Here is a 22,505-nt window from a genome sequence, read left to right as displayed (position 1 = left end):
TGAAGCTATATCGGCTTCTCTCCGAGTTCAGGTTATCAGCCTCCCATAAGGAGGCGAAATTGAATAATCCACTACACGTAGCACTCCGCCATATTCAGAAAGCCTCGACAGAAATGTCGAGGCTTTCGTCGTTTTTTTGGGAGGATAATTCTGCCACTCTCATGAAATACGCCGCCACTTTAAATACTTAGACGTTATCTTCGAAAAGTTGCCAAAAATATTTAAGACTTATTGGTAAATATCAATTTATAGCGTTTTCATATAAGCACTTGGGGTTAAACCAAACTTTCGCTTGAAGCGCTGACTAAATCTTTCTTCGGATTGATAACCACATAATTGCGATAACAATGCGACGCTACATTGTTCATTTTGCATCAGGTATAACGCATGATTTAACCTTACCTCTGCCAGCAATTCGCGATACTGCATCCCTTCATGCTTCAACTTGCGTATTAAGGTGGCGCGGCTCATCGCAAAGTGATCAGCTGCAGATTCTAGCGGATGATCTTCCCCTGGGGAGTGTGATAAATACTGGCTCAACCTATGACTAAAGCGCGTATTAGCACTGGGAAATAACAAATGTAATACTCCCCTCTCAGCCAGTTGTTGATAGAGCCCCATCACCAAAAATGTTTGCGTTTCTTTGCTTAATTGACTTAATTCAAACGAAAACAATGCATCTAATGTCGATTGCAAAGCACGATCAGCATTGATCATAGGTGCATCTAGATCGCTTGCTATTGATTGGCTCAGCGTTAGCATAGCCTCAGCCGGCGCACAGTGAAAACTAAAGACTCTAGAAAGAAAGTGTCCTTTTTGGGGCAGGTTTTCAAAGCTTAAGCAAGCCGATGCTTCACACAATAAAAGTTGAGATGGAGAGAGCGCAATCGTCGACTCTTTCCAATATAACTGCTTACTGCCCGAAATAATTTGGATAATACTTGGGGAGTGAATCCTAACATTACGCAACTGCTGGAGCTGTTCAGCCCTAAATATAGTGACTTGGTATTGGTTATTCATCACTTCCCCTGATGTTTCATATCTAAGTTTAACGCGTATAAGTCGCAGTTAAGGTTACTTTATCCAGTGCCATGCTGTTCAACGTAAATCCTGCAACGGCAGCCGATGTATCTTCATTCAAATTTAACTTTTCTGTCGGTAGTGCCCAAACCGTAAATTGATAGCGATGCATGCCATCATTTTCTGGCGGACAAACACCACCAAACCCGACAGTACCGTAATCAATCCGTAGATTCTGGCCCCCCAATTTTTCAATGTTCACACCACGGGGTAGCTCACTCACCGAGGCGGGAATATTAATCGCAACCCAATGCCAAAAACCACTGCCAGTAGGCGCATCAGGATCAAACGCTGTAATGGCAAAGCTTTTCGTCCCTTCAGGGGCATCTTTCCACATTAATTGCGGTGACAGATTACCGCCATCACACCCCCAGCCTTTATATTCAAAAGTCTTAGCCATTGGATGACCTTCTTGAATATCTTTACTGCTAACTTCGAATGCATACACTGGCGCTACAAGGGCAAATATGCTGAGTGCGAGAACCGGTTTAATCAAAAATTTCATGATGGAGTCCTTCGTTGTTTAAGAGAGGTAAACCACTTCGAGGTATGTCACTTTAAGGTATAGCGCTTCGAAAGTGTTGAGTTCGAAATAAGTATATTAGCTCCAAACGACAACCACCTACCATTAAGTATCACAAGACGCGATTGATGCTTAATTTTTGATACTTTATGTAAATACTCATTGACGCTTCATAAAACGAGCAGTGCTTTTTGCCATGAGTTGCTGTTCAACATAAATTCCTGCTTCAACTTTATAGAGTGTTAAACAAGACGATTTTATTTCACCTCGAATAAGCATTTCTGCATTAAGGGGAATTTCTGCAAGATAACGAATATTCATATCGCCAGTAACAGCTTCAATTCTTTGATTAAATATCGCTTGGCACATACCAGCATCTAACAATGATGCGATAAAGCCACCATGTAAAATACCTTGATAGCCCTGTTGATGGATGCTGCCTTTTGCTTTGCTCCAAACAGCCCCTTGTTGATCATTATAAAAGTCGAGTTTTAAGCCAAAAGTTGGCTCAGTACCACACAGCATACAATGTTGATGACTTTGGTGTTTAGCCACTTTCTCGACTAAACGTATCGCGTTAAATGACTCGCACTTATCTATATCTGCTTGTAACAAGCTTTTGTTTGGGTTATCCATTTTCCACTCTTTCTGCTCAATACCCATCATGGTATAGCGCATTTATACGCCTAGTTATTGGCATATGCCATAAACCATACCCTATATCGAGTGGAATCTAATTTTGCGGCTAACCGCCTTTCGCAATTAATTGATTTAAAGAAGAGAATACGAAACTCACTGATCTGCTTTTCAGCATATTGTTGCCATCAATAACTACCAATATGGAATGGAACAGCAAAGCTGCTAGCTTTTACCCTAGCGGCTTATTTTTACTTACTTAGCACTATTTTTACTATCGACACTGTGGCTGCATTTAAGCAAATCTAAACTATTGCGGTTTGACCATAGGTAAAATACGGTAACCATCGATACGCACCATATCACTCGGTTGATAATGACGGATACCTAAGTTAAACACACCTGACTCATTGGCTGTTTCAATGTTATTAGGGGCATCAGCACCACAACCAAAACTCACAGTATAAGTACCATCTTTATTGACTGTCGCGGTATTAGAACTAACGTTCGCAACATCATTAAACATGAAGCCAGATTTGTTATAAACAGTAATAGACCAGAACGCTTTATCTTCGGGGTCTTTAAACGTCGCTTGGTGACACAGATCTGCTGGGTAATTACCTGAAACTTCATAGATATTATCTATCATTTGTGCGCCCCCCCAACCGATCGCAGCCCCAACTTCATACTTTTCTTGCGTAAATAACTTACTAGATTCATCATTAAAGCCTGTAAACATGCCCGTTAATGCATTGCTGCCATCACGTTCATTTAACATCGGCATTTTAGCTTTCAACTCATCTTCAACACGTTTGAAAGATGCTTCGTTTACAGGTTCGGATGTAAACAACTTCGCGCTATTGGCATTGATCTGCATTTTATCTTGATACATCGCTGCTTCTTTTTCAGTAAACGTCGCATCGAGACGAATAACCAAATACAAGTGATCACCAGTATGAGTAGACAACTCGAATGTACCACCACCGTAGTACATTGGTTGAATGCGATGGTCTTCTGTTACCGGCTGAACCGATATGTACTTGCCTTCAGGTAGTTCAGGCATAGTGACGGTTGCCCCTTTTGATACATCAACCACAGCCATCGAGTAATAGGTATCACGATTCATTCGTACCACAGGTTGCTCATCAGTGGGAGTTAGTTGGCGTTTATGCAGAAACTTATTTACCCCCACCAAATCTTGATTCTTAAGGATCTGATGAGATGTCTCATCTGTTGGGTAAGTACCTGGCGTTACAACCGATCCATCAGCCGTAAAAAAGGTATCCAAACTATTTGCTGGTTGCGCAGCAGATACACAACTAGCGGCTAAAACAGTACTCAATAAAACACTTTTAGTAATTTGAGATAACTTCATCTTATAGCTCCTCAGCTGACAATCTATTCTTAAGGTTTGAGCGAATAATATACAGATCGTATTATTAGTGAAAATCATAAAATCAAATACCTGATATGCTATTTTGTAATATCAGTACCCTTGGCGAAAAGAAGATAGGCTAGAATGAAAACACTTGAACAAGAACTCTCCCGCATTGATCTCAACCTACTTGTATCTCTAAGTGTTTTAATCAAAGAGAAAAACGTTTCACGCGCCGCCGAAAAAATGTTTCTTTCTCAGCCCGCTATGAGCCGAATTTTAGGACGATTGAGAGACCTATTCGATGATCCTCTTTTTTACCGTGAATCCAACGGACTGCAACCTACAGCCAAAACCTTAGAGTTAGAAACGCATTTAGACCGAATTTTGTTTTCCATCGATAGCTTAGTAAACAGCACCAATTTTTCCCCAAAAACGTGCGAAAAAGCATTTAGGATTTCAACACCGCCCTTGATGAGTAAGCTGCTTACGGCCCCATTAGCAAAAAAAATCTATGACCTTGCACCAAGCGTTACATTAGAGGAATATCCTTCAGCGGCAGATCCAACACTATTGCTAAAAGAGAATCACGTTGATTTTTCGATACATATAAAAGACACCGCTATCGGGAATGAATACCTTTCTGAAAAAATTGGTCATACTTACCCAGTTATCTATGGCGTAGCAGATCACCCTTTATTGAAAAAGAAGCAAGTCAGTATTGATGATTGCCTCGAATATTCATTTGTAGACTTATCTCTCGATATTCGCTCTATAGGTGAATACCTCAATCCATTAGATGTTGAGTTATTAAAGCAAGGAAAAAGCAGGAAAATTGCATTTAGATCGGGCCAACTATCAACCTTACTAGAATCAATTGAAGGAACTAATAGACTTATTATTGGGGGGCATTTGCTAGAGCAAGACGCAATTTTAGGTTCAAAATTCAAGGCTATAACGTCATTTAACCTCGCACATTTCGCCGTCAATATTTACCTTGTTGAACATAAAAGAACAGCGAGTAGTCCGCCTCATCAATGGTTAAAATCATTGATTATTGAATCAATTAAGAGCAAATTCACTATTGCTAGTTAACAGCTAGGAGAAGAAACATCGTTCTAGAAATAGTGAACACATATAATTGAGCAGATACTGAAACCATCATTTCATCTGACGGGTTAACACAGTATCAAACTCAATCCAGTTCTTTATTAACGAGCATCTAGCAACGATCTGCCCTGCGTAGCGATAACCTCTTGGTACCAATGAAAACTCTTTTTACGCTTGCGAAGTAACGAACCGCTACCATCATTTTCTCGTTCAACATAAATAAACCCATAACGTTTACTCATTTCTGCCGTTGAGTTTGCAACCAGATCAATCGGTCCCCAGCTAGTGAAACCCATTAATTCAACCCCATCGGCAATGGCTTCTCTTGCTTGTACAAGGTGATCATTGAGGTATTGAATGCGGTAATCATCGTGTATCTCACCGTCTTCATTTACCTCATCACGCGCACCCAAACCATTCTCTACCACAAACAGCGGTTTTTGGTACCGATCGTAGAGGAAGTTCAGCAAAATCCGCAGACCTTTAGGATCAATGAGCCAACCCCATTGGCTTTTCTCTAAATATGGGTTTGGTACGCTATCTATAATGTTCCCGACTTCTTTTTGTTTAGGATCAACACTTGCGCAGCCACTGGCGTAATAGCTAAATGAGATAAAATCGACCGAGGCCTGGGCAATAGTATCTAAGTCACCTTCTTCCATTGCGATAGTGATATTATTCTCGCGGAAATAACGCAACATGTAACCAGGGTATTTACCGCGTGTTTGCACATCACCAAAGAACAGCCATTTGTTATTTTCATGCATGGCTGCAATCACATCATCAGGGTTACAGGTGTACGGGTAATTAATCGCACCCAATAGCATATTGCCAATCTTGCCATCTGGAATCATACGCTTACATAGGCTTACCGCTTTAGCATTGGCAACCAATTGGTGGTGAATGGCTTGATAAATCGCCTGCTCTGTCGCATCTTCCTGCAGGCCTACACCAGTAAATGGCGCATGAAGCGACATGTTAATTTCATTAAAAGTCAGCCACAGCTTTACTTTCTCTTTATAGCGTTCAAAAACAGTGCTGACGTAACGCTCAAAGAACGCAATTAGCTTTCTATCAGCCCAGCCTCCATAGTTCTCAACAAGTGCATAAGGCATCTCATAGTGTGACAAGGTCACAAACGGCTGAATATCGTTCTTTGCTAGCTCTTCGAAAATGCGGTCATAATAAGCAAGACCCGCTTCATTCGGCTCTTGGTCGTCACCATTAGGAAAAATACGCGTCCACGCTATCGACAAGCGTAAGCAGTTGAAGCCCATCTCTTTAAACAGCGAAATGTCCTCTGGGTAACGGTTATAGAAATCAATCGCGACATCCTTAATGCCTGCGGTGCGTGCTTCTCTAGTTTGATGCGGACTCAAAATACCTGATGGCAGCATGTCGGACGTTGACAGCCCCTTACCATGCAGCTCATAAGCACCTTCAACTTGGTTAGCTGCAATTGCACCACCCCATAAAAAATCATTCGGAAATTGAGTCATACAAGCCTCTGTTTAGTCGCTGTTGCATTCATGCTGTTATATGCATAGTTAAATTAAAAGCGCCGAGCAAATCATACGGAACATGACGTTAGTATTGATGAATATAACAGGAAGAAAAAGAGTGTATTTGAGGAGGAATCTGTTCCTCATTTTGGCATTTGGTAGCCACTGCTTGCCTGAAACAAAGAACAAACACTAAAAACTAGGAAATATTTTCAGTATTGAATTCCCAGTTTGAAAGCCTATGACGCTGACTCGTCACACAAAGACCACATTTTAAACAAATTCAAAACCTACATATCGAGATTTCAGCACTCGAGATTATTTTCGATATTTCATAAAAAAAACATCTCAATCTTTACATATGTAAATTACAGCTAAAAACGCCTGATATAAATTGTCCTTGAATTAACGATGAGGCGTTAACATGAAGAATAATAAAAATATTATTGTAGAGAAGACTGCAAATTTATTGGAAAATAACTTCTATACAAAAGAAGGCGTATATAAAACGCCAATGCTTTACTCCCCAGCGTTATCAAATCTTTGCAGTGGTAATGTATATATAAAATGCGAAAACTTACAAACAACAGGTAGTTTCAAAATCAGAGGTGCATCAAGCGCCCTACTCAACTTGCCTCAAGAACTAAAAAACACTGGCGTATTAACAGCCAGCTCAGGTAACCATGGGGCTGGTACTGCAGCGGCGGCAAAAGCATTAGGGATACCTGTTACCATCTATGTTCCCGCTAAGATCAGTAGTAAAAAAGAGAAAAAAATAAGCAAACTTGGCGCAACCCTTATTAAGGTTGACGGCAGCGCTGATTATGCCGAAACCGTCGCATTAGCTGATGCTAAAGAAACTGGCGCAACCTACATTAGCCCTTATAACCATGAAGATATCATTGCTGGGCAGGGCACGATTGGCTTAGAAATTTTAGCGCAAACGCCAAGTGTAGACGCTGTTATCGCTAGTGTTGGCGGTGGTGGTCTCATCAGTGGTATTGGTTCTAACATCAAAGCGCATAAACCTGAAACTCAGATTATCGGCGCCTTTCCTGAAAATGCCCCAGTAATGAAAGTCTGTATGGAAGCACAGGAAATCATTGAAGTTCCTGAATCCGATACCTTATCTGATGGTACTGCGGGCGGAATCGAAGAAGGCAGTATCACGCTAGCACTCTGTATGGATGTTATTGATAGCACAGAAACTGTCACTGAATACGAAATAGCGGAAGCGATGAAGCTGATTAAAGAAAATCACGCCATGATCATTGAAGGCGCAGCAGGCGTAGCTGTCGCGACACTCATTAAAAATAAAGAAGCCTATAAAAATAAGAATGTATGTGTCGTACTTTGCGGCAGCAACGTGACCGACGAAACCTTTAACTCAGCAATGGCAATGGTGAAATAAATGAAAATCATCAACAAACAAGCAATCGAAGCAAACTTACCTGACATGTCTACGCTGATGGCAATCATCAAACAGTGCTATATCGATTTCAGTGACAAAAAATATGTTGTCCCCCCTGTTGGCCATATGCCATTACCTAACGGTGAGCTGCACATTAAATATGGCATTAGTGACGTTCAAAAGTATGCAGCGATAAAAATAGCATCAGGCAGCTATACCAACCACGAAATAGGCTTACCTAACTCATACGGTTGCATCATGGTTATTAACGCGAATACGGGCTTTCCTGAATACATGCTACAAGATGAAGGCATACTCACCGACCACAGAACAGCAGCCGCTGGCGCCCTTATGGCTCAAACCATGATCGGTGATAATTCAGCGCGTACATTCGGCATTGTGGGGTGCGGTATTCAAGGGTATTTTCAAAGCGTTTACACCTGCCACGCTCTTGGAATTAATCAAGTGTTAGCCTATGACATCAAGCCAGAGAATATCCAGTCACTCACAGAGCAATTAGCCAAACATGACATTGAGCTTGTCCCTTGTAAGTCGATAAAAGCCTTGTGTGAATCTTGCGATGTGATAACAACCGTCACACCAGCCACTAGCGGCTATATCATATATGACTGGTTAAAACCGAATGCACATATTAACGCCTTTGGCTGTGATACCGAAGGTAAGCAAGAGCTTACTGAAAACGTGCTTCAGAATGCGAGCCTTATTTTGGCTGATAGCCTTGCGCAATGCTCACACCATGGTGAATTGCAGTACCTGTACAATGATAGAAGTCAGCAGCACATCAAGCGTAAAAGCACAGAGTTTGGCACCTTCTTTAAGGACCAAGCACGCTTTAGCACTTCAGGATTGACCATCGCTGATTTTACGGGGATCGCCCCGCAAGACATTGCCATCGCAAATGCCGTCATCAAACAATAAACGCTTTATCCATTTGCTCGTGAAACAAGCCCAGCAACAACCTGCTGGGCTTCGCTTTTTGATACAACGAATGGCACTTCATTATTTTTTCTTGTATTTATTCAATAACTCGAAAGGAATGTGACAATAATCATTAGGGAAGCGCGTCAACCTATCTTGGTGCTCGTCATCACTTTTGACGTAGTTAGTCAGAGCAAATACTTCAACCACAATTTTATCGCTATCATCTCTCGCAGAGATATACGCCTTTACTTGCTCAAGATGTGAAGGGTTAACACTGTACACGCCCGTTCGGTACTTTTCACCAACATCATCGCCCTGCTTATTTAAGCTATAAGGGTCAATAATTTCAAAGAAATAATCCATCAACTGCGTAATCGTCACCAGCTGAGGGTTAAACTGAGTGCGAACACATTCAGCGTAGCCATCATAATCACTTTGGGTGGCGTTTGTGGTTCCATTCGCACGGCCACTTTCTGTCGAGATCACGCCAGGCAGGTGCTTCATAAACTCTTGCACGCCCCAGAGACACCCACCCGCAAAATACATTTCTTCCATCAGACAAAATCCAATAAATTAACAAAATTTAGGTATTAGTTACTCACATCGCCTGATTTCTCTATCAGCTCTGGAAAGCGCTTAAACAAGTAATCTAAAAATAGTCTAATTCGCTTTGGTTGAAACTGCTTACTGATATACACCACGTTCAAATCAGCACTAGAGACCATGGTTGAAGTATTGAAGTTCTTCATGTAACCATTAAGTACGGTCACAAGACGCTGGCTATTAATATCCGCTTGAACATCCAGTACAGATTTAAGCGCAATTCCCGCCCCTTCTAGTGCCCATTGCCTGATGATTTCACCATCGTCAGAAAAGCGCTTTGGCGACACCGTTATCGAGACTTTTTTGTCTTGTTCTTGAAAATGCCAGGTTTTCAGCTCTTCATTACTGCGTAGCATCACCAAACAATCATGCGCTGCCAGATCTTCAGGCTTCAAGGGTGTACCGTGCTTAGCAAGGTATTCAGGTGAGGCACACAAAACCCGTCGGCTAGGCGATAAACGGCGTGAGATCAGGCTGCTATCAACCAATTCACCGTAGCGAATAACAATATCCCGACCAGATTCCGCAATATTTGAAATACGATCATCAAGGTATAAATAAGGCACAACATCTGGATACTGCGCTACAAACTCATTCAAAATAGGCATGATATATTGCTTGCCTATATCTTTAGGAGCAGAAACTCGGAGCGCACCTTTAACTTCCTTCATACCATTCTGGATAAGGTTCTCTACCTCGCTAACATTATCCAAAATGTCGAGACACGCTTTGTAATACAGTTCACCAGCATCGGTTAACCCAACATGTCTTGTACTTCGATTCAGTAACTTAACACCATACCTTTCTTCTAACGATTGAAGCCTTGCCGTCATTGTCGCGGGAGAAAGTCCTAGGTCACGGCCAGCAGCTGCCAGCCCCTGACGCTTCACAATACTCACGAACATGTTCATATCAGAGAATTTATCCACTCATACCTCAATTATTCAGACAAATGAAATAATGAATTCGAATTTTACCCAATTATCAAAATAAATCGAATAAATATAATAACAAACATCGAAGAAAAATAGATAAATCAGAGCAGCCAGAGAGAGACAGATTATGAGTCAGGATAAAACAAGCTATGTCATTTTAGGTGGCACATCAGGTATCGGCGTAGCGGTAGCAACACAATTTGATAATGGAGAAAACATCATCCATGTTGCAAGCCGCCAAACAGGCCTTGATATCAGTGATGAGAAATCTGTGCACGCTTACTTCGAATCCATTGGTGCTTTTGATCATCTCATCGTTACAGCAGGCTCTGCGGCACCAGCAGGTAAAGTGGTAGACGTAAAAATTCCAGACGCTAAAGCCGCTTTTGATATTAAGTTCTGGGGATCAATTAACGCTGCTAAACATGCTAGCCGTTATATCAAACCGAATGGCACGATTACGTTAACCACAGGAATGCTATCACGTAAAGTGGTTGCAAATACCTATACAAAAACAGCCATTAACGCCGCGCTAGAAGCCGTTACAAAAGTATTGGCTAAAGAACTCTCCCCTATTCGCGTTAATGCAGTTAGCCCCGGTTTAACAATGACAACCGCCTATCAAGGTCTGGATGAACAAAGCCGTGAGTCCATGTATGAAAACGCACGCAATAACCTTCCTGCTGGCCGTGTTGGCACTGCCGAAGATGTCGCTCATGCCTATGTTATGGCTATCACTAACCCCTATATGACAGGCTCTATCATCGATGTTGATGGCGGCGCATTAATTAACTGATTCAAATCTCAACTTACTTAATAGCAGAACAAATATAACCACTCAGCCCTTCGCTAGAGCTATAAACAGGAATTCACATGAAACTCTATATTTATGAACATTGCCCATTCAGTGCACGTGTACGCTTTGTTGCTGGCATGCTGAATTTACCGCTTGATGTAGTAACCATTGCTTACGATGATGACAAAACAACCACTGACATCGTGGGTAGCAAACAAGTCCCAGTACTTGTAAAAGATGATGGCACGGCAATCGCTGAAAGCTTAGATATTATTGATCACTTTCTATCTATTGCGGACTCAATTCAAACCAATATTCCATCTGAGGCAATTCTAGAATGGCAACGTCGCGCCTTCTTACCATTACAAAAAATTGGTTACCCACGATGGTCTTCGATGGATCTCGCTGAATTCACAACCGCATCATCTCAACGTGCATGGCGCAGTAAAAAAGAAACCGAAGCACTTAACTTTGATGCGCTGTTAACAGAGACCCCCACTATTGCAAAAGAAGTGGAAACGTTGATCCGTGAAGCCGGCATTTTACTGAAACTTGATTCCACAATCCCTATCGCTATCGTCGATGAAGCCATCCTGTTCTCTATTCTTCGTGGCTTCTTTAGTGCAGCTGAAATTGATTGGGAGCCATCTGTAAAAGAATGGATGGAACTTGTCAGTAAAGAAGCGAATGTTCGATTACTAAAATAAGATGAAGACCATGAAAAAATTATTTGAAAAAGCACAACTTAAAAGCCTAGATTTACAAAACCGTGTTGTTATGGCACCCATGACACGAGCGCGCACTAGCCAACCCGGTAATATTCCCAATGATATGATGGCGACCTACTACCAACAACGTGCCACGGCGGGTTTAATCATCTCTGAAGCCACTCAGATTTCTGACGACTCACAAGGTTACTCATTCACCCCAGGTGTTTACACGGACGAGCAAGTCGAAGGCTGGCAACCTGTCACGAAAGCAGCGCACGAGCAAGGGGCAGCCATGTTCTGTCAGCTATGGCATGTAGGCCGTGTTTCTCACCCCACGTTCCAAAAAGGTGAGCTGCCAATGGGTCCTTCAGCCTTAGCGCCAATCGAAACCAAAGTTTGGATTTCTGATGACCAAGGTAATGGCAATATGGTGGACTGTATTCAACCTCGTGAAATGGATCAAAGTGATATCGATCGTGTCATTAAAGACTTTGCCTATTCAGCAAAACGAGCCATTGAAGCAGGCTTTGATGGTGTGGAAATTCACGGCGGTAACGGTTATCTCATTGACCAATTCCTCCGCACCAATTCCAACAAACGAACCGACAACTACGGCGGCACACGTGAAAATCGTATTCGTTTCTTAATTGAAGTGGTAGATGCCGTTATTGATGCAATTGGCGCAGATAAAGTAGGCGTTCGCTTAGCGCCCTTCATTACATTCAAAGACATGAACTGCCCTGATATTGTGCCAACAATTCTTGAAGCGTCTCGTCAATTACAAGCGCGAGATATTGCTTACATGCACCTATCTGAAGCTGATTGGGACGATGCACCCGTTATTCCTGAGAGTTTCCGCATTGAACTACGCGAAATTTTCACCAACGCCATCATTGTGGCAGGTAGTTACACCCAAGAACGCGCCGATGAGGTTCTTAGCAAAGGTTATGCGGATTTAGTGGCCTTCGGGCGCCCATTTGTCTCTAACCCAGACTTGGTGTCTCGTTTAGAACACGGTTATGAGCTAGCCGATTTAGACGGTGCAACCTTGTTTGGTGGAAATGAACGTGGTTACACAGATTACCCCGCGATGCAGATTGCAGAAGCAGTAGAGTAATTCAACACCATAATAAAATAACGAGCACCAAAATGAAAAAAGGCTGCCCCTTAACAGGGTCAGCCAATGTATTGTGCTCGAAGGGCTAATTAGCCACCGAAGTCATCCAGAAGGATGTTTTCGTCTTCTACACCAAGATCTTTCAGCATGCCGATAACAGCGGCATTCATCATTGGTGGACCACACATGTAGTATTCACAGTCTTCTGGTGCTTCGTGATCTTTCAAGTAGTTCTCGTAGATCACGTTGTGGATGAAGCCTGTGTAACCATCCCAGTTATCTTCTGGAGAAGGATCAGACAGTGCAACATGCCACTCGAAGTTCTCGTTGTCCGCAGCTAGCGTATCGAAATCTTCAATGTAGAACATTTCACGCTTAGAGCGAGCACCGTACCAGTAAGTCATCTTACGCTTAGATTTAAGACGTAGAAGCTGGTCGAAGATGTGTGAACGCATAGGTGCCATACCAGCACCACCACCGATGAATACCATTTCGTTATCCGTTTCTTTCGCGAAAAACTCACCGAAAGGACCAGAAATAGTACATGTATCGCCAGACTTCAGAGACCAAATGTATGAAGACATCACACCTGGTGGTACATCTGGGTTGTTTGGCGGCGGCGTTGCGATACGCACGTTAAGCTTAATCAGGCCTTTCTCTTCTGGGTATGACGCCATAGAGTAAGCACGGATTGAGTGCTCTTTAACAACTGACTCGTAACGGAACAGGTTGAACTTGTCCCAATCACCACGGTATTCCTCAGGAACATCGAAGTCAGCGTATTTGATGTGATGCGGTTCAGCTTCAATCTGAATGTAACCACCCGCACGGAAAGGAACTTCCTCGCCTTCTGGGATTTTAAGCACGAGTTCTTTGATGAACGTTGCTTCGTTGTCATTCGAAAGAACTTCACATTCCCACTTCTTAACACCAAAGATTTCTTCTGGAAGCTCGATGTTCATATCAGATTTAACGTTAACCTGACATGCTAGACGCTCGCCTTCACGTGCTTCACCTTTTGTGATGTGGTCAAGTTCAGTCGGTAAGATGTCACCACCACCCGATTTCACTTTAACGCGACACTGGCCACAAGAGCCACCGCCACCACAAGCAGAAGAAACGAAGATACCACTTGCTGAAAGAGCATTAAGTAGTTTACTACCGGCAGCGGTTGTAATCGCTTTTTCCGGATCGTTGTTTACTGAGATAGTAATGTCGCCTGATGGTACTAGCTTAGATTTAGCGAAAAGAATCACTAAAACTAGAGCCAGGATAATCAGAGTGAACATGACTACGCCAAGAATAATATCCATTGACTATTCCTATTATCCTGATTACAGCTGTACGCCAGAGAAAGACATAAAGCCTAACGCCATAAGACCAACAGTGATGAATGTAATACCCAAACCACGTAAACCCGGAGGTACGTCTGAGTACTTCATCTTTTCACGAATACCCGCTAGGGCTACGATTGCAAGCATCCAACCGGTGCCTGAACCGAAACCGTACACTACAGACTCAAGGAAGTTGTAGTCACGTTGTACCATGAAAGATACACCACCGAAGATTGCACAGTTAACTGTGATCAGCGGAAGGAAAATACCAAGTGCGTTGTATAGCGGTGGGAAGAAGCGGTCCAGAATCATTTCTAGAATCTGAACAAGTGCTGCAATTACACCGATAAACGTGATGAAGTTAAGGAAGCTTAAGTCCACACCTTCAACAATCGCACCATCTTTTAGTAGTAGGTTGTAAACAAGGTTGTTTACAGGTACCGCAATCGTTAGTACAACGATTACCGCAACACCCAGACCAAAAGAGGTTTTTACTTTCTTAGATACCGCAAGGAATGTACACATACCTAAGAAGAACGAAAGTGCCATGTTCTCGATAAAAATCGAACGAACTAAAAGGCTTAGATAATGTTCCATGTTCCCCTTACTCCTTCGCTTCTACTTGTTCTGGACGAATAATACGGATAGCCCAGATCATGAAACCGATCAGGAAGAAAGCTGATGGCGCGAGTAGCATCATGCCGTTTGGTTGGTACCAACCGCCGTCAGATACTAGAGGTAGAACCTCGATGCCAAATAACTTACCTGAACCTAGTAGTTCACGGAAGAAGCCAACAGTGATTAGTACGAAACCGTAACCAAGACCGTTACCAATACCATCAATAAGCGACGGTAGTGGTGCAGACTTCATTGCGTATGCTTCAGCACGACCCATTACGATACAGTTAGTAATGATCAGGCCAACGAATACAGAAAGCTGTTTAGAAATATCGTAAACAAATGCTTTTAGTACTTGGTCAACCAAGATTACTAGTGATGCAATGATCGCCATCTGCGCGATGATACGTACACTGTTAGGAATATGGTTACGAACTAACGATACGAAAAAGTTAGAAAATGCTGTAACAAACGTTACCGCTAGCGTCATTACAAACGCTGTTTCTAGTTTCGTAGTAACCGCTAGTGCAGAACATACACCAAGAACCTGAAGCGCGATCGGGTTGTTGTCGAGAAACGGCGCAAACAAGATCTTTTTCATTTCTTTAGCATCAGCCATTGTTCAGGCCTCCCTTACGAACCTTAGCTAGGAAAGGACCGAAGCCCATGTCGCCTAACCAGAAATCGAAGGTGTGTTGTACACCGTTACCAGTTAGCGTCGCACCAGAAAGACCGTCAACACCGTGGATATCACCAGGGGTTGCACCACCTTTCACTACGCGAATAGCAGGTTGGTTGTTGTCATCAAACAGTTTCTTACCTTCAAACTGTGCACGCCAGTTCGGGTTTTCGATTTCACCACCCAGTCCAGGGGTTTCACCCTGCTGGTAGTAAGTGATACCAGAAACAGTATTACCATCAGTCTCAACCGCAACGAATGCGTACATCATAGACCACAGACCGTTACCGTGAACCGGTAGGATCAGTTTCTCGATGTTATCGTTCGCGTCTTTAACGAGGTAAACAGTCGCCACGTTTGCACGACGAATGATCTTAGCCAGATCTTGCTCAGCGTTTAGCTTCACAGATTGTGCTGGATCTTTCGCAGCTGAACGTTGGTTGTACTGTGCAGGTGTTTGACCCGCTTCAGTTTGATCAACAAACTCGCCAGTGTTTAAGTCAACAAGCTTAGGCTCGATGAACTGACCGTATGCTTCTTGAATGTTTGCAGCACCGTCAAGCAGGCCAGCAACAGACAAGATGTTACGCTGAACATCTTCTACCGCATTTTTTTGCTGTAGAGGACGCAGTGCAACAGCTGCAGTTGATACCACGATCGAGCAGACTAGGCTCAGCGCGACAACAACAATCAGCGTTTTTTTAATGCTATCGTTATTACTTGCCATGGCGAGCTAGTCTCCGTTTGATGTTGCCCTGAACAACTAGGTTGTCAAATAGAGGCGCGAAGAGGTTCGCGAATAGAATCGCCAGCATCATACCCTCAGGGTAAGCTGGGTTAACTACACGAATCATCACTGCCATTGCACCAATTAACGCACCGTACCACCACTTACCTTTATTGGTAAATGCCGCTGATACAGGGTCAGTTGCCATGAACATCATACCGAATGCAAAACCACCTAGAACTAGGTGCCAGTGCCATGGCATGCTGAACATTGCATTGGTGTCAGAACCAACGATGTTAAACAGAGTCGCTGCTGCAACCATACCAATCATAGTACCCGCGATGATGCGCCATGAAGCGATGCCCATGTAAACGATCATTGCGCCACCAAGAATGATAGCGAGTGTAGAAACTTCACCGATAGAGCCTGGAATACGACCGATAAACGCGTCCATCCAAGTGATCGCTTCGCCTGTCACTGTATTCAGTACAGAAGCTTGACCACCGTTAGCCCACTGGCTTAGCGCAGTTGCACCTGAGAAACCGTCAGCCGCAGTCCATACTAGATCACCAGAGATCTGAGCTGGGTATGCGAAGAACAGGAAGGCACGACCTGCAAGCGCAGGGTTAAGGAAGTTACGACCAGTACCACCAAAGATCTCTTTCGCAACAACAACACCAAAGGTAATACCTAGTGCAGCTTGCCAAAGTGGAAGTGTTGCTGGAACGATCAATGCGAACAAGATAGAAGTTACAAAGAAACCTTCGTTAACTTCATGCTTACGCACCATACAGAAAAGCACTTCCCAGAAACCACCTACAGCAAATACCACTGCGTAGATAGGGAGGAAGTAAGTCGCACCGAGTAGCATTTTGCTACCCCACCCAGCATCAGCTGTGAGTGTGCCGCCTAACATTTGCGTTAGCCAGTAGTGCCAATCGCCTGCAAGTACAGTCGCCAGTTGTTCACCAACGTACATGTGGTTTAGTGCAGTGATTGCTTGATGACCCGTATTGAACATGCCCCAGAACATTGCTGGGAATACCGCAAACCATACCATGATCATGATACGTTTAAGGTCAATACTATCGCGAACGTGTGAACCAGTACGCGTCACTTGGCCTGGAGTGTACATAAGAGTGGCGAATGCTTCGTAAAGCGCAAACCATCTTTCGTGTTTACCACCAGGTTCAAAGTGATGTTCAACATCTTCGAGGAAATTCTTGAGACCCATGAATTACCCTTCCTTCTCAATTTTGTCCAAGCACTCACGTAGCAATGGACCAAACTCATACTTACCTGGGCATACATACGTACATAGAGCCAGATCTTCTTCATCTAACTCAAGCGCACCCAGTAGTTGCGCGCTATCGCTATCACCAGCACAAAGGTCACGAAGTAACAGTGTTGGTTCGATGTCTAGTGGCATTACTTTTTCGTAGTTACCAATTGGCACCATTGAACGCTCACTACCGTTAGTCGTGGTTGTCATGTTAAACAACTGACCAGGGAAGAATTGGCTCAAGAACGAACGCGTTACAGAGAATTTGTTTTTACCTGGTGCGATCCAGCCTAAGAATTCTTTCTCATAGCCTTCACGAAGCGCCGTTACTTGAAGGTGGTAACGACCAAGGTAAGCCAGTGGACCAACCGCTTTCGTCGCGTTCAGAACAGAGCCTGAAAGCACACGAATTTGACCTGGCATCATCTCAGAATCAGTTAGCTGCTCAATAGAAGCACCGATTTGAGTACGCACAAGACGTGGGTTGTTCACAACAGGACCACCAAGGGCAACAACGCGATCAGTGTATAGCTCACCTGTTAAGAAAAGCTGACCGAACGCAATAACGTCTTGGTAGTTAATGTGCCACGCAACATTCGCTGCATCAGCACCGAATAGTTTGTGGATGTGAGTACCAACTAGGCCAGCAGGGTGTGGACCGTTGAATACGTGTTCTTCAATGTTAGCTTCAGAACTACGCGGTAAGCTCGAACCTGCTTTACAAACCATGACTTTGCCGCTAGTTAAGCGAGAAAGTAGAGTTAGACCAGCAACAAACGCATCGCTTTGTTCGTTGATGATTAGCTCAGGGCTTGCAGCTAGAGGATTGGTATCAATTGCAGTAACAAAGATAGCCTTTGTTTCTGAATCAATAGCCGGCACCTTGCTGAATGGACGGGTACGAAGCGCTGTCCACATGCCAGATTCAACTAACTGTTCAACCACAACATCACGATCGAGTTGTGCTAGTTGATCAGCGGTATAGCGGTTGTATGTGATTTGCTCGTTGCCTTCTACATCGATAACAACCGATTGTAGAACACGTTTAGCACCACGATTAATCTCAGTAACCTTACCAGCGGCTGGAGCAGTGAATTTAACGCCAGGATTCTTTTTATCTTCAAAAAGAACCTGACCTTTCTTCACTACATCCCCTACGCGGGTATGCATGGTAGGACGCATACCAACATATTCTTCGCCAAGCAAGGCAACACGTGTGATGGCATTACCATCATTTATCGCCTGGGTAGGAGTCCCTGAAATTGGGATATCCAGACCCTTTTTTATTGTAATCATACGCACTTCACAACATAGACCTTGTTAAGGATTACGCTTCCATTTCTGCTATTTTAATCTTCCAAGTATCAGGGCCCGTTTGGTGCGCATTCACACCTTCAGCATCAACAGCAACTGTGACAGGCATATTTTCGACCTCAAATTCATAAATCGCCTCCATGCCCAAATCAGCAAATGCGACAACACGCGCACTCTTTATCGCTTTGGCTACAAGGTAAGCAGCGCCACCCACAGCCATCAGATACACAGCTTTGTGCTTTTTAATTGACTCTATCGCCATTGGCCCACGTTCGGCTTTGCCAATCATGCCAGTTAGACCAGCCTGACCAAGCATCATCTCTGTAAATTTATCCATACGTGTTGATGTGGTTGGACCCGCAGGACCTACAGCTTCATCGCCCACCGCATCCACAGGGCCAACAAAGTAAATAAAGCGATTATTAAAATTAACAGGAAAATCTTCCCCTCTCGCCAACATGTCTTGAATACGTTTATGCGCCGCATCACGCCCCGTCAAGATTTTACCCGACAGTAATACTGTCTCGCCTGATTTCCATTCTTGAACATCACTCTTAGTGATTTCATCGACATTCACACGACGCGTATTCTCCCCAACTTCCCACGTAACTTCTGGCCAATCATCTAGCTTAGGTGGCGTCAATTTAGCAGGCCCTGTACCATCTAATGTGAAGTGAACATGGCGGGTTGCAGCACAATTAGGGATCATACATACAGGCTTGGAGGCCGCATGGGTTGGCGCTGTTTTAATTTTGACATCAACAACCGTTGTCAAACCACCCAGCCCCTGCGCCCCAATACCCAGTTGATTAACTCGGTTATAAATATCTAGCCGTAAGGCTTCTTCAGCATTTTGAGCGCCTCGTTCCTCAAGCTCATGAATATCTATAGATTCCATCAAGGATTCTTTGGCTAACACGGCCGCTTTTTCAGCTGTACCACCAATACCTATGCCTAGCATGCCCGGAGGACACCAGCCTGCCCCCATCAAGGGAACCGTTTTTTCAACCCACTCTGCAACGTCATCGGAAGGATTGAGCATCACCATTTTCGTTTTATTTTCAGAGCCGCCACCTTTGGCTGCAATCTGAATATCAAGCTTGTTGCCTGGCACCATTTCTATATGAACAACAGCAGGTGCATTATCTTTCGTGTTACTTCGTAAGCCCGCAGGATCTGCTACCACGGAAGCTCGCAGCGGATTATCCAGATTGGTATAGGCGCGGCGGACACCTTCATCTATCATTTCTTGAACAGTCAAATCACTGTCCCACTGTATATCCATACCGATCTTCACGAAACAGGTCACAATCCCCGTATCCTGACAAATTGGACGGCGACCTTCTGCCGACATGCGTGAGTTAATCAAGATCTGTGCAATGGCATCTTTGGCCGCAGCGCTTTGTTCCTTGTTATAGGCTTTTTCTAAAGCCTGTACAAAGTCCAAAGGGTGATAATATGAGATATATTGTAATGCATCGGCAACACTCTCAATTACATCGTGCTTTTTAATAACTGTCATCATTACCCTCGTTATTTGTTTTTATTAAATGACACCCAGTCAATGCCCCACTATGATAGGTGTCATTAATATTATTTACGGATGTTGTGTAAAGTTATGTTGTTATTTCAACAACATAATTATCGTGCGTTAATTAATTGCCATCGACAAAAAATAGCCGACAACGGTTGCAGTTGTTACACCAATGAAACCAGGAATAATAAAGCTATGATTTAGTATATATTTCCCAATTCGGGTCGTGCCAGAGCGGTCAAATGTAATTGCAGCAAGGTCACTAGGATAAAAAGGAAAGAAGAAATATGCATAACATGCTGGTAATACACCAATAATAACTTCTGCGGGGATCCCAAGAGAAAAACCAAGAGGTAACATAATCGTAAGAACTGCGGCCTGACTTTTCAGAAAAACTGAAACAACAAACATCGCAATAGCAAAAGTCCATGGGTGAACATTAACAATATCGCTGACCATACTAATTAAATATGGTTTATGGAAACTAATAATCGTGTCACTCATCCAAGCGATACCAAAAATAATAACAACCGCTGTCATACCCGCAATAAACACATTGCTAGTTACAATTTTCTTGGGCTGAACTTTTGTTGTTAATAAAATTATCGCACCGACAGACAACATTAGAAACTGTATTGCTACAGACATTTTGACGCCATCAGGTAATAAACCGAGTCCCTTTCCAAACATGGCTACAAAAATAACTGACGCAATACCCAACACAAAAACAGTCAGTCCAGTTTTAGCTTTCTTATCTTCTGTTGAACCTTCTTGTGTTTCCGCGCTGGTATCGAGTAACTCTTTACGGAATTCTTCATCTTCACAACGAGCTTTAAATTCAGGATCTTTATCCAGATCTTTCCCTCTATTTAAACTCCAAGTACAAGCAACAAGTAAACCCGTTAATGTTGCAGGGATCGTCACCATCAGTACATCTAACAAACCAACATCAAGATTATTATCAACGGCTGTCGCCATCACCACTGCCGCCGCAGCCGCAATTGGGCTGGCCGTTATACCCATTTGTGACGCGACTGACGCCATCGCCATTGGACGCTCAGGACGAATACCTTTTTTATAGGCCACATCATAAATAACAGGAAGAAGTGGGTAAACAGAGTGACCAGTCCCCACAAGAACCGTTAATGAATAAGTACTCAGCGGCCCAAGAAAGACAATCTTATTTGGATGTTTACGCAATACTTTTTCTGCATATTTAACAAGTAATTTAAGTCCTCCTGTTGCCTCTAAAGTCGCAGAAGCTGCAACCACAGCCAAAATAATTAGCATTACGCTAATAGGCGGCGTTCCGGGTGTCACGCCAAACACAAAGGCTAATACAGAAACGCCTAAACCACCTAAAAGACCAAACGCAATTCCACCATGCCGAATACCAATGAATATTACGGCAAGCAGTAGCATCATATGAACATAAAACATTTTTAACCCTTATATTGAAACACTTATTCGTTGAATAACGACATGGCTACCCAGGGCGGATAGCCAAACGATTTACCTAAATAATGAGAATAATGAAAATAACAGCCAGCGCCGACACTAGGAATGCTGTTGCGTAACACGCAATTTTACCAGCAACGCCTGTGTGGAATTTAAGGTCATGCATACCGTGGTGTAAACGGTGCATTGCATGCCACATTGGTAGTGCTAATGTCGCGATAGTGAATAGCGCACCAATGATGCTCGTTACAAAGCCTGTTACACGCTCGTAGCTCATTGCTTCAGCATCGATCATGCCCAGCGGTACCATGATACCAAGCACAAGTACTGTTACTGGTGTTAGCATTGCGAACCAAGTACCACCAGCACCGAACAGACCCCACCATACTGGCTCGTCAGAACGTTTAGGATTTAGATTGACCACGTGGTTCTCCTTAAACTAGTACTAGAACGAATAGTGAGATAGCTGCAACAGCGGCCCACTGTGCTAGCACAACAATTTTCTTATCAAGTGCTTTGCCTTTGATCTTAATCGGCATTACTTGAGGCATCATGCTGAAGAATGTTTGTGCGTGGAACAGGCTGCCCGCTAGAGCAAGAATGTTCAACACAACAACAACTGGATTCGCCATAAAGCTTAACCAAGTCGCCCATGCTTCAGGGCCTTTCACTAGGCTACCTAGACCGAAAGTCAGGCAGATAGTGAAGAAAATTAAAGGTAAAATTGTTGCTTCACGAACCATGTAGAAGCGGTAGAAAGGGTGATCTTTCCACCATGTACGTGTCATTTCACGAACGTAAGGTTTACGGTTGCTCATC

General features: G+C 43.4%; 23 protein-coding genes. 6 read left to right on the top strand and 17 right to left on the bottom strand.

Features of this window, described 5'->3' with window-relative positions:
- Nucleotides 1–246: 246 nt before the first annotated feature.
- From OCU87_RS19420 to OCU87_RS19405, 4 genes are all read right to left on the bottom strand, one after another.
- Nucleotides 247–1,020 (bottom strand): helix-turn-helix domain-containing protein, encoded by a 774-nt coding sequence (locus OCU87_RS19420; protein WP_261859148.1) that lies wholly within the window; start codon nucleotides 1,018–1,020, stop codon nucleotides 247–249.
- A 28-nt stretch (nucleotides 1,021–1,048) separates the two neighbouring features.
- Nucleotides 1,049–1,585 (bottom strand): YbhB/YbcL family Raf kinase inhibitor-like protein, encoded by a 537-nt coding sequence (locus OCU87_RS19415; protein WP_062687904.1) that lies wholly within the window; start codon nucleotides 1,583–1,585, stop codon nucleotides 1,049–1,051.
- A 177-nt stretch (nucleotides 1,586–1,762) separates the two neighbouring features.
- Nucleotides 1,763–2,281 (bottom strand): PaaI family thioesterase, encoded by a 519-nt coding sequence (locus tag OCU87_RS19410; protein ID WP_261859147.1) that lies wholly within the window; start codon nucleotides 2,279–2,281, stop codon nucleotides 1,763–1,765.
- A gap of 268 nt (nucleotides 2,282–2,549) precedes the next feature.
- Nucleotides 2,550–3,614, bottom strand: a complete 1,065-nt coding sequence (locus tag OCU87_RS19405; RefSeq protein WP_261859146.1) for a DUF1254 domain-containing protein — start codon at nucleotides 3,612–3,614, stop codon at nucleotides 2,550–2,552.
- A gap of 144 nt (nucleotides 3,615–3,758) precedes the next feature.
- Here OCU87_RS19405 and OCU87_RS19400 point away from each other — a divergent pair, with 144 nt between their 5' ends.
- Nucleotides 3,759–4,709: a LysR family transcriptional regulator gene (locus tag OCU87_RS19400; RefSeq protein WP_261859145.1), complete on the top strand. Its 951-nt coding sequence runs from the start codon at nucleotides 3,759–3,761 to the stop codon at nucleotides 4,707–4,709.
- Nucleotides 4,710–4,825: 116 nt separating this feature from the next.
- Here OCU87_RS19400 and OCU87_RS19395 read toward each other — a convergent pair whose 3' ends face one another.
- The gene (locus tag OCU87_RS19395; RefSeq protein ID WP_261859144.1) at nucleotides 4,826–6,223 is read right to left on the bottom strand and encodes a glycoside hydrolase family 1 protein; all 1,398 of its coding nucleotides are present in this window, start codon (nucleotides 6,221–6,223) and stop codon (nucleotides 4,826–4,828) included.
- Nucleotides 6,224–6,650: 427 nt separating this feature from the next.
- Between OCU87_RS19395 and OCU87_RS19390 the strand changes: the two genes are divergently transcribed.
- Together OCU87_RS19390 and OCU87_RS19385 are read left to right on the top strand one after the other, a co-directional pair.
- Entirely contained in the window at nucleotides 6,651–7,637 is a 987-nt protein-coding gene (locus OCU87_RS19390) for a threonine/serine dehydratase (RefSeq protein ID WP_261859143.1), read from the top strand.
- The gene (locus OCU87_RS19385; protein ID WP_261859142.1) at nucleotides 7,638–8,576 is read left to right on the top strand and encodes an ornithine cyclodeaminase family protein; all 939 of its coding nucleotides are present in this window, start codon (nucleotides 7,638–7,640) and stop codon (nucleotides 8,574–8,576) included.
- Nucleotides 8,577–8,657: 81 nt separating this feature from the next.
- On the opposite strand, the gene OCU87_RS19380 is transcribed toward OCU87_RS19385, so the two are convergent.
- Together OCU87_RS19380 and OCU87_RS19375 are read right to left on the bottom strand one after the other, a co-directional pair.
- The gene (locus OCU87_RS19380; protein WP_261859141.1) at nucleotides 8,658–9,134 is read right to left on the bottom strand and encodes a peptide-methionine (S)-S-oxide reductase; all 477 of its coding nucleotides are present in this window, start codon (nucleotides 9,132–9,134) and stop codon (nucleotides 8,658–8,660) included.
- Nucleotides 9,135–9,169: 35 nt separating this feature from the next.
- Nucleotides 9,170–10,111 carry a LysR family transcriptional regulator gene (locus tag OCU87_RS19375; RefSeq protein WP_261859140.1) on the bottom strand — a complete coding sequence of 314 codons (942 nt, stop codon included), beginning with the start codon at nucleotides 10,109–10,111 and terminating at the stop codon, nucleotides 9,170–9,172.
- 133 nt (nucleotides 10,112–10,244) lie between these two features.
- Between OCU87_RS19375 and OCU87_RS19370 the strand changes: the two genes are divergently transcribed.
- The 3 genes from OCU87_RS19370 (at nucleotide 10,245) to OCU87_RS19360 (ending at nucleotide 12,740) form a co-directional block, all read left to right on the top strand.
- Nucleotides 10,245–10,913: an SDR family oxidoreductase gene (locus OCU87_RS19370; RefSeq protein ID WP_261859139.1), complete on the top strand. Its 669-nt coding sequence runs from the start codon at nucleotides 10,245–10,247 to the stop codon at nucleotides 10,911–10,913.
- Nucleotides 10,914–10,990: 77 nt separating this feature from the next.
- Nucleotides 10,991–11,620, top strand: a complete 630-nt coding sequence (locus OCU87_RS19365; protein ID WP_094958317.1) for a GrxB family glutaredoxin — start codon at nucleotides 10,991–10,993, stop codon at nucleotides 11,618–11,620.
- A gap of 10 nt (nucleotides 11,621–11,630) precedes the next feature.
- A complete protein-coding gene (locus OCU87_RS19360) occupies nucleotides 11,631–12,740 on the top strand; it encodes an alkene reductase (protein ID WP_261859138.1) in 1,110 nt (369 codons plus the stop codon).
- Between the two features lie 89 nt (nucleotides 12,741–12,829).
- Here the strand turns inward: OCU87_RS19360 and nqrF are convergent, their stop codons facing one another.
- The 10 genes from nqrF to frdC form a co-directional block, all read right to left on the bottom strand.
- The gene (gene nqrF / locus OCU87_RS19355) at nucleotides 12,830–14,053 is read right to left on the bottom strand and encodes an NADH:ubiquinone reductase (Na(+)-transporting) subunit F (protein WP_062692706.1); all 1,224 of its coding nucleotides are present in this window, start codon (nucleotides 14,051–14,053) and stop codon (nucleotides 12,830–12,832) included.
- A 21-nt stretch (nucleotides 14,054–14,074) separates the two neighbouring features.
- A complete protein-coding gene (gene nqrE / locus OCU87_RS19350; RefSeq protein ID WP_048898159.1) occupies nucleotides 14,075–14,671 on the bottom strand; it encodes an NADH:ubiquinone reductase (Na(+)-transporting) subunit E in 597 nt (198 codons plus the stop codon).
- A 7-nt stretch (nucleotides 14,672–14,678) separates the two neighbouring features.
- A complete protein-coding gene (locus OCU87_RS19345) occupies nucleotides 14,679–15,311 on the bottom strand; it encodes an NADH:ubiquinone reductase (Na(+)-transporting) subunit D (protein ID WP_062692704.1) in 633 nt (210 codons plus the stop codon).
- Nucleotides 15,304–16,098: a Na(+)-translocating NADH-quinone reductase subunit C gene (locus tag OCU87_RS19340; RefSeq protein ID WP_062692702.1), complete on the bottom strand. Its 795-nt coding sequence runs from the start codon at nucleotides 16,096–16,098 to the stop codon at nucleotides 15,304–15,306. The genes OCU87_RS19345 and OCU87_RS19340 overlap by 8 nt, the downstream gene beginning before the upstream one ends.
- A complete protein-coding gene (locus OCU87_RS19335; RefSeq protein ID WP_062692701.1) occupies nucleotides 16,088–17,332 on the bottom strand; it encodes an NADH:ubiquinone reductase (Na(+)-transporting) subunit B in 1,245 nt (414 codons plus the stop codon). The genes OCU87_RS19340 and OCU87_RS19335 overlap by 11 nt, the downstream gene beginning before the upstream one ends.
- A gap of 3 nt (nucleotides 17,333–17,335) precedes the next feature.
- A complete protein-coding gene (locus OCU87_RS19330; RefSeq protein WP_261859137.1) occupies nucleotides 17,336–18,676 on the bottom strand; it encodes a Na(+)-translocating NADH-quinone reductase subunit A in 1,341 nt (446 codons plus the stop codon).
- A 31-nt stretch (nucleotides 18,677–18,707) separates the two neighbouring features.
- Nucleotides 18,708–20,216: a fumarate hydratase gene (locus tag OCU87_RS19325; RefSeq protein ID WP_261859382.1), complete on the bottom strand. Its 1,509-nt coding sequence runs from the start codon at nucleotides 20,214–20,216 to the stop codon at nucleotides 18,708–18,710.
- Between the two features lie 129 nt (nucleotides 20,217–20,345).
- Nucleotides 20,346–21,668: an anaerobic C4-dicarboxylate transporter gene (locus tag OCU87_RS19320; RefSeq protein ID WP_261859136.1), complete on the bottom strand. Its 1,323-nt coding sequence runs from the start codon at nucleotides 21,666–21,668 to the stop codon at nucleotides 20,346–20,348.
- A 76-nt stretch (nucleotides 21,669–21,744) separates the two neighbouring features.
- The gene (frdD, locus tag OCU87_RS19315) at nucleotides 21,745–22,110 is read right to left on the bottom strand and encodes a fumarate reductase subunit FrdD (protein ID WP_261859135.1); all 366 of its coding nucleotides are present in this window, start codon (nucleotides 22,108–22,110) and stop codon (nucleotides 21,745–21,747) included.
- 10 nt (nucleotides 22,111–22,120) lie between these two features.
- Nucleotides 22,121–22,504: a fumarate reductase subunit FrdC gene (gene frdC / locus OCU87_RS19310; protein WP_062687953.1), complete on the bottom strand. Its 384-nt coding sequence runs from the start codon at nucleotides 22,502–22,504 to the stop codon at nucleotides 22,121–22,123.
- Nucleotide 22,505 lies beyond the last annotated feature (1 nt).

Source organism: Photobacterium sanguinicancri, from assembly GCF_024346675.1.
GTDB classification, from domain to species: Bacteria; Pseudomonadota; Gammaproteobacteria; order Enterobacterales; family Vibrionaceae; genus Photobacterium; species Photobacterium sanguinicancri.
The sequence above is the reverse complement of the archived record's forward strand: the minus strand, read 5'-3'. Positions and strand labels throughout refer to the sequence as shown.